Annotated in this window: 9 protein-coding genes; 2 read left to right on the top strand and 7 right to left on the bottom strand. The window is 39.5% G+C overall.

Annotated elements, in window-relative coordinates; genetic code table 11:
- Positions 1-173 precede the first annotated feature (173 nt).
- Positions 174-3,116, bottom strand: coding sequence for a TonB-dependent receptor domain-containing protein (locus tag ACJJVZ_RS04085; protein WP_405598423.1), 2,943 nt, complete (start codon positions 3,114-3,116; stop codon positions 174-176).
- A gap of 238 nt (positions 3,117-3,354) precedes the next feature.
- Here ACJJVZ_RS04085 and ACJJVZ_RS04080 point away from each other — a divergent pair, with 238 nt between their 5' ends.
- On the top strand, positions 3,355-4,110 hold the full coding sequence (locus ACJJVZ_RS04080; RefSeq protein WP_405598421.1) for a LytR/AlgR family response regulator transcription factor: 756 nt from the start codon (positions 3,355-3,357) through the stop codon (positions 4,108-4,110).
- A 29-nt stretch (positions 4,111-4,139) separates the two neighbouring features.
- On the opposite strand, the gene ACJJVZ_RS04075 is transcribed toward ACJJVZ_RS04080, so the two are convergent.
- The 4 genes from ACJJVZ_RS04075 to ACJJVZ_RS04060 form a co-directional block, all read right to left on the bottom strand.
- Entirely contained in the window at positions 4,140-6,221 is a 2,082-nt protein-coding gene (locus ACJJVZ_RS04075; protein ID WP_405598418.1) for a S9 family peptidase, read from the bottom strand.
- Positions 6,222-6,492: 271 nt separating this feature from the next.
- Complete coding sequence (locus ACJJVZ_RS04070) at positions 6,493-7,062, bottom strand: chitin-binding protein (protein WP_405598416.1); 570 nt, start codon at positions 7,060-7,062, stop codon at positions 6,493-6,495.
- 220 nt (positions 7,063-7,282) lie between these two features.
- Positions 7,283-10,438 (bottom strand): efflux RND transporter permease subunit, encoded by a 3,156-nt coding sequence (locus ACJJVZ_RS04065; protein WP_405598413.1) that lies wholly within the window; start codon positions 10,436-10,438, stop codon positions 7,283-7,285.
- Between the two features lie 14 nt (positions 10,439-10,452).
- Positions 10,453-11,631 (bottom strand): efflux RND transporter periplasmic adaptor subunit, encoded by a 1,179-nt coding sequence (locus tag ACJJVZ_RS04060; RefSeq protein ID WP_405598410.1) that lies wholly within the window; start codon positions 11,629-11,631, stop codon positions 10,453-10,455.
- A 290-nt stretch (positions 11,632-11,921) separates the two neighbouring features.
- Between ACJJVZ_RS04060 and ACJJVZ_RS04055 the strand changes: the two genes are divergently transcribed.
- Positions 11,922-14,429, top strand: coding sequence for a zinc-dependent metalloprotease (locus ACJJVZ_RS04055; RefSeq protein WP_405598407.1), 2,508 nt, complete (start codon positions 11,922-11,924; stop codon positions 14,427-14,429).
- 69 nt (positions 14,430-14,498) lie between these two features.
- On the opposite strand, the gene ACJJVZ_RS04050 is transcribed toward ACJJVZ_RS04055, so the two are convergent.
- Together ACJJVZ_RS04050 and ACJJVZ_RS04045 are read right to left on the bottom strand one after the other, a co-directional pair.
- Positions 14,499-15,287 (bottom strand): PhzF family phenazine biosynthesis protein, encoded by a 789-nt coding sequence (locus ACJJVZ_RS04050; protein ID WP_405598404.1) that lies wholly within the window; start codon positions 15,285-15,287, stop codon positions 14,499-14,501.
- Positions 15,288-15,560: 273 nt separating this feature from the next.
- The gene (locus ACJJVZ_RS04045; RefSeq protein WP_405599076.1) at positions 15,561-16,175 is read right to left on the bottom strand and encodes a SemiSWEET family transporter; all 615 of its coding nucleotides are present in this window, start codon (positions 16,173-16,175) and stop codon (positions 15,561-15,563) included.
- Between the last annotated feature and the right edge of the window lie 25 nt (positions 16,176-16,200).

Raw genomic sequence — 16,200 nt, 5'->3', positions numbered from 1 at the left:
CGATTCGGTTACTATATTAACCTCACCCCAAAGCGAAACAACGCCCCTGTTACCAGTGGCGTTGTTTTTGGTTTAAGTGGACAATAAAGCAGTGTATTGCAAAAAGCCTCAGTGATTACTGAGGCTTTACATATATCAATAACAATATTAAAAGCTAATATCGTTATTACTGATTAGAACTTACTTCTAAAACCAATGTATACAGTTTGACCAATTGGGTCATATGTACCAGCGTCGGTTTCAGTGCCTGTATCTGAACCACTTATACCAGAAACAATACGTGGTGGCTCTTTATCAAATAAGTTATTAGCTCCTGCATATAACTCCATTGAATCACTAATATGATAGCTTGCTTGCACATCATGATACGTGACAGAACCAACACCAACTGAGCCAGCTGGAATCCCCAAACCACTTAAAAATTGATCATCAAAATCAGCACTTCCTGTAAATGTCATGCTCCAGTTAAAGTCAAAATCATTAATTTTATAACCTAAGTTCCAGTTTGCTTTATGCTCAGACGCGCCAACTTCACCAGCAAATACATCTTTATCTGCACCAGGTAACGGAATACTGTAACCATCAATTAGATAAGTGTATGCAAGGCGAGTTTTGAATGCACCTGGGCCTATATTTGTGGCGTACGTTAGTGTTAAATCGACACCTTCAGTACCCAAACCACCGCTGTTTGATACACCGCTATCAATAAACTCTAGCGAACCTGCGCTATTATTACCCGATGGAGCGCCACGGCGTGTAATAAAGTTACAGAAACTATCATCACCTCCACCATAGCATTGCTCAAGAATAAACTGGCGAGGTGTTGAAACTATTGCATCATCAATTTCTATATCAAAGTAGTCAAGCGTGATATCTAAACCCGATATTAAGTTTTCAGGTGTAAAAACCACACCCACTGTCACTGAGTTACCTACTTCTTCTTTAAGATCTGTATTACCACGGTTAAAGCCACTGATACCTTGTAAATCAGATTGGTTAAGCGTAAATGCACCATTGGTAGCAATATTACTGGCAACACCTACATCTGCACGACATGAATCGCCTGATGTACCACCCCCACTACTTGTAATTCCTAAGCAAGGATCGTTTAAGCCACTTGGAAATGTTTGTGACGGTGGAGAAAACAATTCATCAATATTAGGCGCACGAGTTGAGCGCGCACGAGTCGCACGTAAACGTAAACTATCTGTCACTTCCCAATCTAAACCTACATTCCAACTTTCTGTATTACCTACTGTAGAATAATCTGACAAACGAACTGCTGCATTCATAGTCACTGAGTCGAGTACTGGAATATTTGTTTCAATATAATACTCAGTTACATCAAATGAGCCTTCTGTTGCCGGAATTGCATTACCCGCATTAAGGCCTGCTTGTTGTAATGCATCAAACTCACTACGAGAAAATTCTTCACGATATTCAAAGCCAGCTGCGATACCCACGGTTCCTGCAGGTAACTCAAATAAATCACCTGAGATATTACCACCAATAATTTCTTGTTCTACAGAAGTAGAAAGAGAGCTTGGTGCACTTACAAAATCAATTGCACTTTGCGATAGTGAATTAAAACCAAAAATATTAACTGGTGCACAGTTAAAGCCTCGAGCTGTTGCGTCAATACAGATTGCTTCGTTAGTTATACCATCGCCATCGAGGTCAAAACGATCGTTAACAGCTTCTAAACCTCGTCGAAAGCTTTGTACGTTAACTAAACCACCAGATACTTGTGACTCTTTTGTTTTGCCATACACGTAGTAAGTATCGTAAAACCAGTTGTCGTTTATTTCACCTTGAAAACCTAATGCAATACGGAATGTATCACGCTCTGCACGTGCCCCACGGTTACCAATATCGCTTAAACGCTTTGCAAAGAAAATATCTCGGCTACCGTCGCCATCTGTATCTGTTGCTGCATTATAAATATCGTCAGGTACAAACGCACTGCGTAGTAGCTCTCCATTTACTTCAAATTCAATAGGAACACGCCCATTAGCGTAAATATCATCAGATGCAAATGGGAATGGCTCTAGCTCTGAACGAGTTGTACTCGACGCATACGTACCTTCATAAAAAAAGCTGTGCTTATCATTAAGTTCATAACTGCCGTTGGATGCAAATAAATAACGCTCGGTTGGAATTGCAATTGTACGAACCCCACTTCGGTTAAAGCCATTTGCAGCAACGCCATCGCCACCATTGGTGCTAAACGAATTTTGTAGATTGTTATCTTGATCGAATGTAAAGCGAGTGTCTCCTGCATCAAATCGACCTTGAGGTGGAAATGACGAGAAAAAAGGACGTACGGTATCAAAAATAGCATTTGGATTTGCAGCAGGATCATCTTCAAAAAATATTTGCGAGAATTGATCCACAGCAGAACGGTCACGATCACGAGAGTAAACAGCACCCTGATCAGAATAACCTAAGTGAAACATTGCATGACCCTTGCCATCACTACTGGTTAAACCCGACGTGAAAGAGAATTGTCGAGATTGGTCATCGCCTTCTTTGGACTCACCAAATTGACCTTCAAATTCAATACCTTCAAAGTCATCTTTTAAAACAAAGTTAACCACACCTGCCACTGCATCAGAGCCATAAACTGATGATGCGCCGCCAGTCATAATTTCAACTCGTTCGATAAATTGGCTAGGAATGGTATTTAAATCTACTGCTGAGCTACCTGGTAAACCCGATACATAACGGCGACCATTAACAAGCACTAATGTTCTTTCTGAGCCTAAATTGCGTAAATCAACGGTAGCCACACCAGCACTTGCTGTGTTGAAGTTAGAATTAGTCCGGCTAATAGCTGGTGAACCGAACGCAGGGTTATCTAATAATAGGTTTTGAATATTAAGAGAGCCTGATGCATCGATTGCTGCACTATCTACAACCTGAATTGGCGCAGAAGACATAGCCTCGGCTGAACGAATACGAGAACCGGTAACTTGTACACGTTCTATTTTGGTAATTTCATCATCTTCTGCAGCTACACCTTGAAATGAAAATCCTGCAAGTATTGCACTGCTTAGCGCAATAGTTAACGACGATTTCTTAAATAATCGCGTGCGAACCTTGTTAGTTAATGTCATGTAATTCCCCTGAATTGTTATTTTTGTAACTAAATAGTTACTTCACGGGCCACATTAAAAGGATTAATATCAAGTCTCTATAAGTGTGTTTTAACAGGCGTTTATATTGGTGTGAACTGCAAGATTGATGGGTTAAATGCATATATCACAATAATTTTATAAAAATATTGTGTTTTTTTTAACACTTTTCTCTCTAAACACGGTCTTAATTATTATCTACACTACGGGATATAAAATAATGGATGCTTCTTTTCATGCACAAACACTGGTTAGTAATGCCACGTTTGCAACATTTCTAACAAAACAAATGCAAGATCACCGTCATTTTAAGTCTCAATCTCTTGCTGCAGATAAGCGATTAGATCAAATAGATACGACGAAATATAATGTGCTTTTTTACGAGTTAACAAGCCTCTCTGATCCAACCCAAATTGTACACTTAGCCGAATTAGCAAAAAAAATGAAGCTAATCATTATTGGGCAATCAGGCCAGTTTGCTAGTTTTGCATTTGAAGTAGGCGCTGTAGACTTTTTAACTGTAGATTCAACAGCTCCCAGAATAGAAAAATGCTTTGATAAAATTGTTCACCTTTGCCCAATTGCAAGTGCCGTTGAGCGCCAATACCAACAAAGTATCCAATACGAAAAGCAATCTTCGTCGCATATTGTGGTTAAAGATGTCGGTAAGGTAAGGTTGATTGATATAAAAGATATTATTTGGATCAATGGTGCAGGTAATTATGTGGAATTGCACTTTACTCAAGGTAGTACGCCTATTTTACATCGCGAAACGATGAAAAATATCGAACAACAACTAGAACCCGAAGGATTTATACGTATTCATCGCTCTACTTTAGTTAGAAAACAAGCCATTTGCGAACTTATGCCAACAGACAGCGGTGACTATAAAGTGAGGCTAAAAAACGATATGTGTTTAAATTTATCAAGGCGTTATAAAGGATGTTTAGACAGTATAATAAGCCCCCTTCAATAGAAGGCTCATTAATATCAGCTGTTATGTACTTACGGTTTATTGACAAGCGTAATAAAAAAGGCCATTTCGAGGGCTTTTTCTTCTAAGCTTTTAAAACGACCTGATGCGCCACCATGACCAGCATCCATGTCGGTTTTAAACACCAAAATATTGTTGTCTATTTTAAGTTCACGCATTTTGGCAACCCATTTCATAGGCTCCCAATATTGTACTTGTGAATCGTGCAGTCCGGTAGTTACCAGCATATTCGGGTAGTTTTGCGCACTAATATTGTCGTATGGTGAGTAGGCTTCTATCACGTCATAAAAACAAGGATCGTTTGGGTTTCCCCACTCGTCATATTCATTAGTGGTAAGTGGAATGCTTTCATCAAGCATGGTAGTGAGTACATCTAAAAATGGAACATGACAACCTACACCACAATATAACTCTGGTGCTTGATTGACTACGGCTCCCATAAGTAAACCACCTGCACTTCCGCCTGAAGCAAACACTTTGCTGCTATCACAATAACCTTGAGCAACGAGTGCTTTCGTTACATCGATAAAGTCATTAAAGCTATTTTGTTTATGCTCTTTTTTACCGTGTTCATACCACTCTCGCCCGAGCATTTCAGATCCACGAACATGTGCAATAACATAAACAAAGCCACGGTCGAGTAAACTTAATGATGTACTAGAAAAGCTCGGATCAATAGTATAGCCATACGCTCCATATCCATATTGAAACAACGGGTTAGTACCATCTTTGTTAAAGCACTCCTTACGATACACAATCGACGCGGGCACTTTTGTCCCATCACGGGCAGTAATTGTTAATCGTTCAGATTGGTAATCATCAGCATTAAAATCACCGACTACCTTTTGCTGTTTTAGTAATGTTTTAAAACCCGTTTTTAAATCAACATCATATAACGAACCAGGCATGGTAAGACTTGAATAATAAATACGTGCGGTTTGCACATTAGGCTCTGGGTTCATTGCAACAGCGGCGTAGTAACAAGGATCAGCAAAATCTAACGCCATGCGGTTGTTGTGTTGATCAACCACTACGAACCGTGCTTGTCCTTGTTCGCGTTCACTCAACACTAAATAGTCATTAAATAGCTCAACACCTTCGAGCAGTACATCATCTCTATGAGCAGTATGCTCTAACCATTGTGTTTTATCGGCAATGGTTTGGCTTGTTGCCGTCATTAATCTAAAGTTTTTAGCCTGCCAGTTAGTCACAATATAGAATGTGTCATCTAGTTTATCTACATCAAACTCGTGCCCTTCCTCGCGTGGCATTAATGCTTTAAATTCGCCATTTGGTTTATTGGCATCAAGCACCCAAGTATCATTTGTTTCGGTGGTAGCCAAGTCAATAATAATAAGACTTTCGTCACGACTTTTACCAAGTCCCATAAAAAAGCTGCTATCTTGCTCTTCATACACCAAAACATCTTGGCTTTGATCGCTGCCCAGTTGATGCCTAAATACTTGATAGCCTAGTAATGTTTGGAGATCTTTTTTTACATAAAAAACAGTTTTATTATCGTTAGCCCAAACAATTTGCCCTTCGGTATTTTCAAGTACATCAGTTAGCATTTCACCTGTTTCAAGGTTTTTAAAGCGCACCACATAAATACGACGGCCTTCAGTATCTTCTGAATATGCCATAAGTTGCTCACATGAACTCAGTGCAACTTCGCCTAATTCAAAAAATTCATACCCTGCGGCTATTTTGTTTACGTCTAATAAAAGCTGTTTATCGTCTGCGCTCATACTGGTGCTACGATAATGGCGAGAATATTCATCATCTCCGCGCACTTCTGAGTGGTACCAATATTTGCCATCTTTAACTGGAACCGTATTATCATCTTTAACAATACGTGCTTTTAACTCTTCAAATAGCGTATTTTGTAATGGCTTCATGGGTGCTAACTGCTCATCACAATAAGTATTTTCAGCCTTTAAATGTTCAAGTACTGCTTTGCTTTGACGCTCATCATCGCGCATCCAATAATAATTGTCAGTGCGTGATTTATTATGAGTATTGAGTTTGTGAGCTTGTTTTTTAGCAATAGGGGCGTTGGGTAATAAATTTAAAGGTAAGTTAGGGCGAGACACAAATAAGGCCAATTAAAAAATAACAATATTCGCAGTTTATCATAAAAATAAAAAAGCCTACCCACTGGGCCAACTTAAAAATAACTATGTTAAGTATAAATATTAAGCTTAGCTAGGGCCTGCTTATCTTTCGAGGTTAAATTTGCAGCAGACTGTTTGGTATTTAGGCAAGGCAGAGCCTATGATGTGTGGTTGTTCCCCCTAAATAGGCAATAACGCAGCATAGATGCCAAACATGCGCTGCCCTTTGGGTTCTTTCTAGGGACGATTATTAGTCCGAGATTTGTAACCAAGCCATCGCCCAGCTTTTACCGACCCCTGGTTCAAACATTAATTTTTCATCACCACTGGCACGGCAAAACTCATTAAATGGCCATGGCTTGCACTGGTAAATTTTTCCCGTTTTGGGCTGCAATACGTTTGTACCCGCATTGTAAATATCGCTATTTTCTGGGTAAATGTAATCGTAAGCATCGGAAGTTTTAACTTTACGCTCATCACATTTTGCAATGCAGTGAAAGTCGACACTAGCTTTACAAATGCCACTGCTTTGCAACGCAAAAATCTCATTATGGCGATAACCAACAACGAGCCCTTGCTCTGTCATTTGCCCTGCGCTTACAAGTGGAATATGCACGTTAATGTACTCAGCAACTAAACGTGGCCATGCATGAGATTCACCTTGCTCAAGTGTGGTAATTTTATAATCGAACGACAAACTAACTAGCTCTCCTTGCATGTCATAAAAGGTTACACTCACCACATCACCAATAAATAATTGGGTATGATGACTTAAGCAACCTATTGTCGACCACTTTCCACAAGCCAACGACGTATGCATAAACACAGCAACACCTTAAAAAACCAAAATTGAATCTATGGCTATATGGATACACAAAAAATACACTAAAAACAAGTTATACGATGGTTCATACCATATTAATAGTAAACTTAAGCTTTTATCTCATCACTAATACTTACTTTTTATAAGTAATATCATTGTTAGAGCATACAAAAAAGCCAACTCATTGAGCTGGCTTTTTGATGTGTATCTTTTGCATTCAAGACATAGAGTTTTTAATCGTCGTCTTTTTGAAAATCATTCTAAAGAAGCGCTTAAACATTTCACCTATATCGCTCAATATTATATATAAGCATGGCACTAATATAAGAGTGATTAAGGTGGCAAACATCACTGCAAAGCCAAGAGCTACAGCCATAGGTATAACAAACTTAGCTTGTAAGCTTGTTTCAAACATAATGGGCAATACACCTGCAAATGTAGTAATTGAAGTAAGTAATATCGGTCTGAATCGAGCACAACCGGCATCTATTACAGCATTTTTGATACTGACACCTGTTTTGCGGGCTTGATTCACATAATCAGTCATAACGAGAGAGTCGTTTATAACCACCCCAGCTGCGGCAATAATACCAAAGCCAGACATTAAAGTTATATCCAAACCAAACCAGTAATGCCCCCATATTGCTCCCGTTAAGCTAAATGGAATAACCGACATAACAATAAGTGGTTGCGCATAACTCTTAAGAGGTACTGCTAATAAGATGTACACCAAAATCATACCGCCGAAGAAAAACATCTTTTGCTGATTAGCTTGATCTTGTTGTTCTTCAATGGCGCCACCAAGTTCCGACTTAACACTTGGGTACTCTTCTTTGAGTTGTGGTAGTAATTTTTCTTTAATTTGCTCAACAACTTCGTTTGGTTCAATCACTTCTTCATCTATGTTGCCATAAACATACACAGTGCGGTAACCCCCTTCGCGGCGAATATAACTAATTCCCGGTGTTTCAGTGAGTTCAACTACATCACCAAGTAGTACTTCACGGCCCTGCGGGGTAGTAACAACCGCATGTTTAAGCGACGAAAATGCCTCTCGAGTCAGTTTAGGGTAACGTACCATTACACGCACCTCTTCGCCGTTTCGAATAACACGTTGAGCCTCACCACCGTAAAAGCTTGCCCCAACTTGATTAGCAATTGAAGCTAAGTCTAAACCCAGATCGTAAGCGACCGGTTTTAAACTCATTTGCACTTCTTTACTGGCAGGGTCTATTGTTGAGCTAATATCAAACAGGCCCTCCTGCTGTTGCAGCAATTCTATAAAGCGGCGACCAGCATCATTCAATGTATCAATATCTGAGCCATATAATAAATAACCAAATTCGCCATCACTGCCTCCTCCGTTTACATCATCATAAATGGTTAATGATTTAACACCGGCAATATCAGGCATGGCTTCGCGCCAGCGGCGTGATAATTCAAACGCGTTATAAGGTCGTACTCTCTCATCAACGAGTGGCACAAGCACTTGGGCTTCGGTGCGCCCTTGGTTATAGACTAAAATATCTCTTATGAGTTTTTGACCATATTTGCGTTCAGTATCTTCATCAATCGCAATCACCATCGCCTCTATTTCACGAATAGCGTTTATTGTTTGTATGTCTGATACATTGTCATTCATTTCTAGATTTATTTGTGGGTAGTCATGCGGGATTTTTGGCATAAACCCAGTACGAACTTGATTTGATGAGATTAAAGCAAAGGTTACGATCAATAGGGCGATAAATGAAAATAATACTGACCAACGCCATTCAACACAACGAACAACAAAGCGCTTATATGGGCCATTTACAAAACCAAAAAATCGCGCATTAAACCGTTCGCGCCAGCCCCCCTCTTTTATTGGTGAAAAATGAGTGTGGGCAATATGGGCAGGCAATATCAACTTTGATTCAATCAAACTAAATACTAAACACAGCATTACCACCACAGCTATACCATAAAAGAAGGCACTTTCTGGACCTGTAGATAACGTAAATGGAGCAAATACTGCAATGGTAGTTAGTACACCAAAAGTTGCGGGGGTTGCTACGCGTTTTGCGCCATTAACCACATTCACAACACCGCCGCCTTTTTTCTCTATTTCGGTGTAGGCACTCTCACCTATGACAATGGCATCGTCCACCACAATCCCTAGCACCATAATAAAAGCAAAAAGTGATAAAATATTAATGGTTACACCAAACAGTGGCATCATCATCATTGCGCCCAAAAAGCACACTGGTAAACCAATCATTACCCATAATGCCAACTTAAAGCGTAAAAAGATTGATAGCATAATTGCAACCAAAACAGCACCCTGAATAAGGTTTGTAACCATCATGTCTAAGCGAGCATTTAAGTAGTACGTCATATCCATTAATGGCTCTAAACGAACCCCCAGTGGTAGCTCTTTATTTTTTAATTCTATAAATGCTTTTACTGAATCAGCAACTGGGATAATACTTTGCTCTTCGGTCGCTTTTACCGATATATAAACTGCATTTTCACCATTAAATTTAAAGTAACGCTCACCTTCAGTGAACTGATCTTTAATCACGGCAATATCTTGCAGTAACACTTTAGCGCCATTAGCCCCTATTTTTACCGGTATTTGCCTAAATTCTTCACCTGAGTAAAACTGATTTTCGACTCGTACAGAAATAACACCCGCATCGGTTTTTAACTGCCCTGCCGAAAAGTTAGCTGAGTAACGACGCACTGCATTCATTACATCACTAAGAGTTAGGTTATATTGACGCAGCGTATCGGGTTCTATCTCGATAGCTATTTCATCAAGAGGAACATCATTTACCACCAAAGATACATTTGAAAGCTGTAATAGCTCATCTTCAATCTGATTAGCGATCGGCTTAAGCTCAGTAAGTGGTAGGTCAGCAACAAGCGTCATACCTATTACATCTTGCTTAAACTCCACCTGACTTATGGTGACCGGCTCCATACCAGCAGGAAATGTCGCTATACCATCAACCCGTAATTTAACTTTATCGAGTATATCGGTAAGCTCTACATCGGTATTAATTTCAAGACTTGCTCTACCGCCATTTCTAAATGCCCTGTACACACCTTTTTTAATTTCGGTCACATCTTTTAGCGACTCTTCAATTTTTATAAGTATGCTTTCTTCAATTTCTTGTGGTGAAGCGCCTGGGTAATTGGCTTCAATATTAATGTAATTAATTTCTATATTTGGGAACATTTGACGCTGAAGATTAAGAAAGCTAATAATCCCCATCACCACAATAAAAATCATCATTAGGTTGGCAGCAACGGAGTTATTGGCAAAATAAGCAATAATACCGGTTTGTTTTTCAGCCTTTGGCGCTGTATTTGGTAGTTCAGTGTTACTCATAACTCAGTCTACCTTTATAATTGTTCAGTGGAGGCACTTTCAAGTACCTCTGTTTTTTTAGTATCTTGAAGGCCTGCAATTTTTACAGCCATGCCTTTTTGCGGGTATTCTGGCAAAGTGATCACTAACTGATCATCTTTTTGCAAACCATCGCTAATATAAAAATATTCACCCTCTTCACGAATAACTGTGACTTTGCGCGGCTCAAGCTGTTGTTCTTTATTAACAATCCACACTGTTTGATTATTTACTAACTCTTGCGGTAAGCGGTAAATATTATTTAGCATCGCACCAGCAAAGTTCACCTGTACGTAGCTGCCAAACTTAATGGCTGGTTGTTTAGTTTTAAGCCCATATGGGTCTTCAATACGCACCACTAAGCTACTCATACGTGTTGCGTTATCAATAATGCCTAAATCACGGTCAATCACGCCTTCTCGAGTAAAGCTATTTAACCCTTTTTGAATAACCGTTGCGGTAATGCCTTTTATGCGCTCTGGTAAAAATATGCTATCAAAACCTGCTATAGGAATAATGACTTCAGCGGTTTCAATATTGTTTAGCTCAGCAACTTGCGAACCCATTGTTACATATTGACCAACACCAACATTGCGGCTGATAACCAACGCATCGTAAGGGGCTGTCACGTCACAATTATCTAAATCACGTTGCGCGCGTTTTAATGCAGCTTGTGCCGACTTAACGGATGCCTGCGCACTGAGTACTTGAGGTTTACGTAAGAATAAATCAGTTCGTGCTTTACTAGGAAAACGCTTTGCTTCGTCTTCGGCTACTTGCGCTTGAGCTTGCTCTTCAATTAAACCTGCTTGTGCGCGAGCAAGATCAGCCTCAGCAACAAGTACTGCCGCTTCGTAGTTATCTTTCTCGATGGTAAATAGCGTTTCACCGCGCGCAACAACGCCACCAGCTATAAAATTAGGATGCCAACTTAACACTTCACCCGACACTTGCGCCGAAAGCTGTGTATTTTCAAGCGGCTTTACTTCACCATAACTGTTAATAATAACTTGATGATCATTTGCAGCAACAGCCTCAACCTGCACTGTTGGGCGAGTATCAACGATTTCTTTTTTTTCTGATTCTTGTGCAAGGGCATTTATGCCCATGAAACCAACGACCCCTATCGCAAGTGCTACGAACGGGAAGACCCATTTAAGTGAATTTGTTTGCATATTCTATTTATCCCTAAAGTTCTATTAGCACCATAATATCAGAGGTAAACAAAACATTAAGGTGACATTTGTAAGTAACTGTTGCAAATACATACAAAGCATTACTATTTATGCCTTTGATAAATGATAAACCTGTCATTCAACTCATTTGTTATATTTTGTTACAAAGTTTTATACCTATAAATCAAAGCACTAACCGTAATCATATAAATTTCATCGCGAAGATGTGCTAAATGAAATTAATTTACGTACAGTCCAATTAAATTAACAAACATTAAAAAGATCAAATAATGAAATTAACCACTATTACTCTTGCGCTTAGTTTAGCGCTTAGCGGCCATGCATTTGCTGCCGAAAAGAAAGAAGACAAAGAACCAAAAACACTTAGCGAAATGATCAAAGGACAAACCGAATTCGCGGGTGTATTTAACCTTTATCAAGACGAACAAACCGGTAAACACCTAATGGTAATTAACGAGTCGCAACTCAACACACCATTTGTGTATTTTGCGCATACCGTTGATGGAGTTACTGACGCAGGCCACTACCGTGGTGCATACCGTGAAACTAAGCTAATTGAATTTAGAAAGTACTTTGACCGCATTGATATCATTAGCAAAACACCTCGATATAAGTTTGATGAAAACAGTGCTATTTCTAAAGCAAGCGATGCCAACATTAGTGAAGCGGTACTTGCGAGTATTAAAATAGAAAAAGAAGAAGATGGAAAAATAGCATTTAATGTAAATAAGCTATTTTTAAGCGAAGCACTTCACAAAGTATCGCCTACGCCAAACCCAGCTGATAAAAACGCTAAAAAGCGCTTTAAAGTAGGCAAGCTAGACGATAAAAAGTCACGCATTATTAAACAGCGTCCATACCCTAATAACTTAGACGTGGTTGTTGATTACGTATTTACTAACCCTACTCCAACGGTACGTGGCTCAAATGCAGTAAGCGATCCACGTAGTGTATCGGTAAAAGTGCAGCACTCATTTGTTTCTCTACCTAACAACAACTACGTGCCACGTATGGATGATGCGCGCATTGGTTATTTTACCAACCAATTCGATCAAATGACGTCTACCGATTGGGCACCTTATGAAGATATTATAAAGCGCTGGGATTTACAAAAGAAAGACGCAGGTGCAGCACTTTCAGAGCCAGTAAAACCAATTACTTGGTGGATAGAAAACACCACACCTATTGAATGGCGCGATACCATTCGTGACGCTGTTTTAACGTGGAATACTTCTTTTGAAAAAGCCGGTTTTAAAAATGCCTTAGAAGTAAAAGTACAACCAGACGATGCAGATTGGGATGCGGGCGATATTAACTACAACGTACTACGTTGGACTTCGTCACCTAAGCCGCCATTTGGCGGATACGGACCAGCACTTGCTAACCCATTAACAGGCGAAATACTTGGCTCAGATATTATGCTTGAGTTTGTATTTATGAAAAACCGCTGGATTTATGACACACTTTTCACCCAAGGGACAATGAGCCACGGTGAAACAACACATACCGGCGAGCTAAATTGCTCTCTTGGGCATGAGATTCAACAAAATCTAATGCTTGCCAAAGGCCTTGCAAGCGGCGACAAAATTGCAGACAAAGAAATGCTTCGCCAAGGTTTAACACAATTGGTACTTCACGAGGTTGGTCATACTTTAGGCCTTAACCACAACATGAAATCATCTATCTTGTGGGATGAAAAAGAAGTACACGATAAAAACAAAACCCAAGGCATAGTAACCGGTTCTGTTATGGATTATGCACCCGCTAACATTGCCCCAATTGGTATGCAGCAAGGTGATATTTTTCAAACAAAACCAGGTCCTTACGATGATTGGGCAATTAACTACGGCTACAGCGTAGCACTTACAGATGAAGCTGCTGAGCAAGCTCGGCTTGATAAAATACTTGCGCGTTCAAGTGAGCACGCTCTTGCCTTTGGTAACGATGCCGACGATATGCGCGCACCAGGTCGCCATATTGATCCACGTGTAATGATTGGTGATTTGTCGTCAAATCCTGCAGCTTATGGCGCAGATCGTATGGCGCTAATTAATAAACTATTTACTGAGCTAAAAGATAAAGCAACAGTTAAAGGTGAGTCTTACCAACAGCTTGTTACCTCTGCTAATAGCTTATTTGGTCAATACCGAGCTCAAGCAGGTGTTGTTTCTCGCCAGATTGGCGGTGTGTATGTTGAGCGCGCTGTAGTGGGTGATGCAAATGCAGATAAACCATTTACGCCAGTATCGCTTGAGCGCCAAACACAAGCGATGGATATACTAGCCAAGTTTGTATTTGCCCCTGACGTGCTACAAAACATGCAACCTCTATACAGCTACCTACAACTACAACGTCGTGGCTTTAATCACTACGGTAAAAATGAGGACCCTAAAGCACACCAAATGATTTTAGGTATGCAGAAATCTGTACTTGCACAGCTATTACACCCAGCGGTATTACTGCGTATTTCTGACACCGCTCTATACGGTAATGAATATAGCCTAACTCAGTTTATGCAAGATTTAACAACCAGCATCTTTGTGAAAAGCAAAGACGCAAACTCTATTAGCCACAACTTACAAATTGAGTATGTTAATCAGCTAATCGCGATTGCAGGCCTTGGTAAAGCAAGTAAATTTGATAACCTAGCTAAAACCGCTGCGTTATATCAGCTTACTCAAATAGCCGATACCAGTGTTGCGTGGGGATCAGATACAGCGACTAAAGCACATAAAAAATATATTGACCGCTTAATTGCAAAAGCATTAGAAGCGTAAAATATCTCGAATAATTGAGTAAACCAAGGCCATGTTTAACGTGGCCTTTTTTATGACAAAAAATAAAAACTAAATATAAATAGTGCCTTTTAAATACCTTACGGCATGTCCCGTTAAAGTGACGGTCGTATCACCCACTTCACATAGTAAATGCCCGCCTCTGCTTGAAGCCTGATAAGCGCTTAACGTAGTTTTACCCAATTGCTGCGCCCAATAAGGTGCAAGACCAGTATGGATTGAACCCGTTACATAATCTTCATCGCCACCGCTTGCAGGCCAAAAATAACGTGATATAAAATCATATTCTGTACTTTTAGCTGTCGCCACCACGTCTAACGGGTATAAGGTTTTGAGTAAATTAGAGTCTGTTTTAAGGTTAATGACATCTTGCTCATTTTTATACACCACAAAATAAGCCTGTTGATTTTTTAACACCTTAAAAGGTTGTATAGACAAGCCAGCAAATAACTCTTTAGGTATATTATCAGCCTCACTCGGTACTTGCTTCGGAAAGGTCATTGCAAAGCTGCCGTCAACATTTTTATTAACGATTAGCTCGCCTACTGCATCGGCAATAAAGCGGATTTTCGATACATTATGCTCTTCACATAAAACATACGCCGCAGCGAGTGTGGCATGGCCACAAAAGTCTATTTCCATTAATGGAGAAAACCAGCGAATAACAAAACTTCCATCATCTTGCTGACAAGTAAAAGCCGTTTCAGATACGTTATTCTCAGCACCAATTTTTAGCATTAGATCGTCACTTAACCACGATTCCAATGGGATCACTGCCGCGTAGTTCCCTTTAAATAACTCATTCGTAAACGCATCAATTTGATGAATAGTTAATTGCATTGTTGAAACTTTATAATGATTAAGAGCTTAAAACTACCACAGCTTAACTAAATTAATCTAAACTCTGGGTAATAAATCTATCTCCAGCAGCTATTATCAGCGCTAACTACGTTGAATTTACTTGCAATAGGCTAGCTATTGACGCGTAAATTCGCCTTGTTTTCACTGAAAATCTCTGGCTAGAGAAAAATAAATTTAAATATCATTATAGTTAAATCTGTTAGTAAACCTCTTAACCAGAGTTCAGATTAAATTAGCACTTTTATTTTGGCTTTAAGCCATTGCAGGTCGCATTCTATAATATTGCATACAACCAAATTGCACAGCATTGGTAAGTAACAGCATAATAAACATGAGTAAGTGCGCAGTGCTTGGAGCAGCATTTGAAAGCTCAACAACTAAGCCGCAAATACCAGCAATAAACTGCAAACTAAAGTAGCGAGCGCTTAAATTGCTTACATTACCCGTACGCAGTGTTTTATAAGTTTGCGGCATAACACGTACCGAACTCATCACAAGCCCCACATATGTTAAAGCGTTTAATACCATTGCAGTATCAAGGGTTGAATTTAGTAGTAGAGAAAAAGGCAGCAATGAAAAAGCAATCATAATCACAAGCTGCGTACGTTCTCGCTTAGCTGCGTTAAAACGCGCAAAAAAGTACAAAATAAGCCCGCTTAGCGCACCTGTTACAATAAATGGTAGAGCAATATAAAAACGCTCAAAGTAAATATTATAAGTTATAAAGTAAAGGCTTTGCGCCAAGCCAAATGCCATCATTAATAGTGACAAACCTGAGACACTGCGATTTTTTCGAATTTTTGTCAATAAGGGTAAAAAACTAAAAACCAAAATAAATGAAGATAAAATAGGCAAATAATGCGCCAAAACAACCTCGCTCGTTACATAACTG

Origin of the sequence: Pseudoalteromonas sp. Ld19 (assembly GCF_045064135.1) — a bacterium.
In the GTDB taxonomy this organism is placed as follows: domain Bacteria; phylum Pseudomonadota; class Gammaproteobacteria; order Enterobacterales; family Alteromonadaceae; genus Pseudoalteromonas; species Pseudoalteromonas aliena.
The sequence above is the reverse complement of the archived record's forward strand: the minus strand, read 5'-3'. Positions and strand labels throughout refer to the sequence as shown.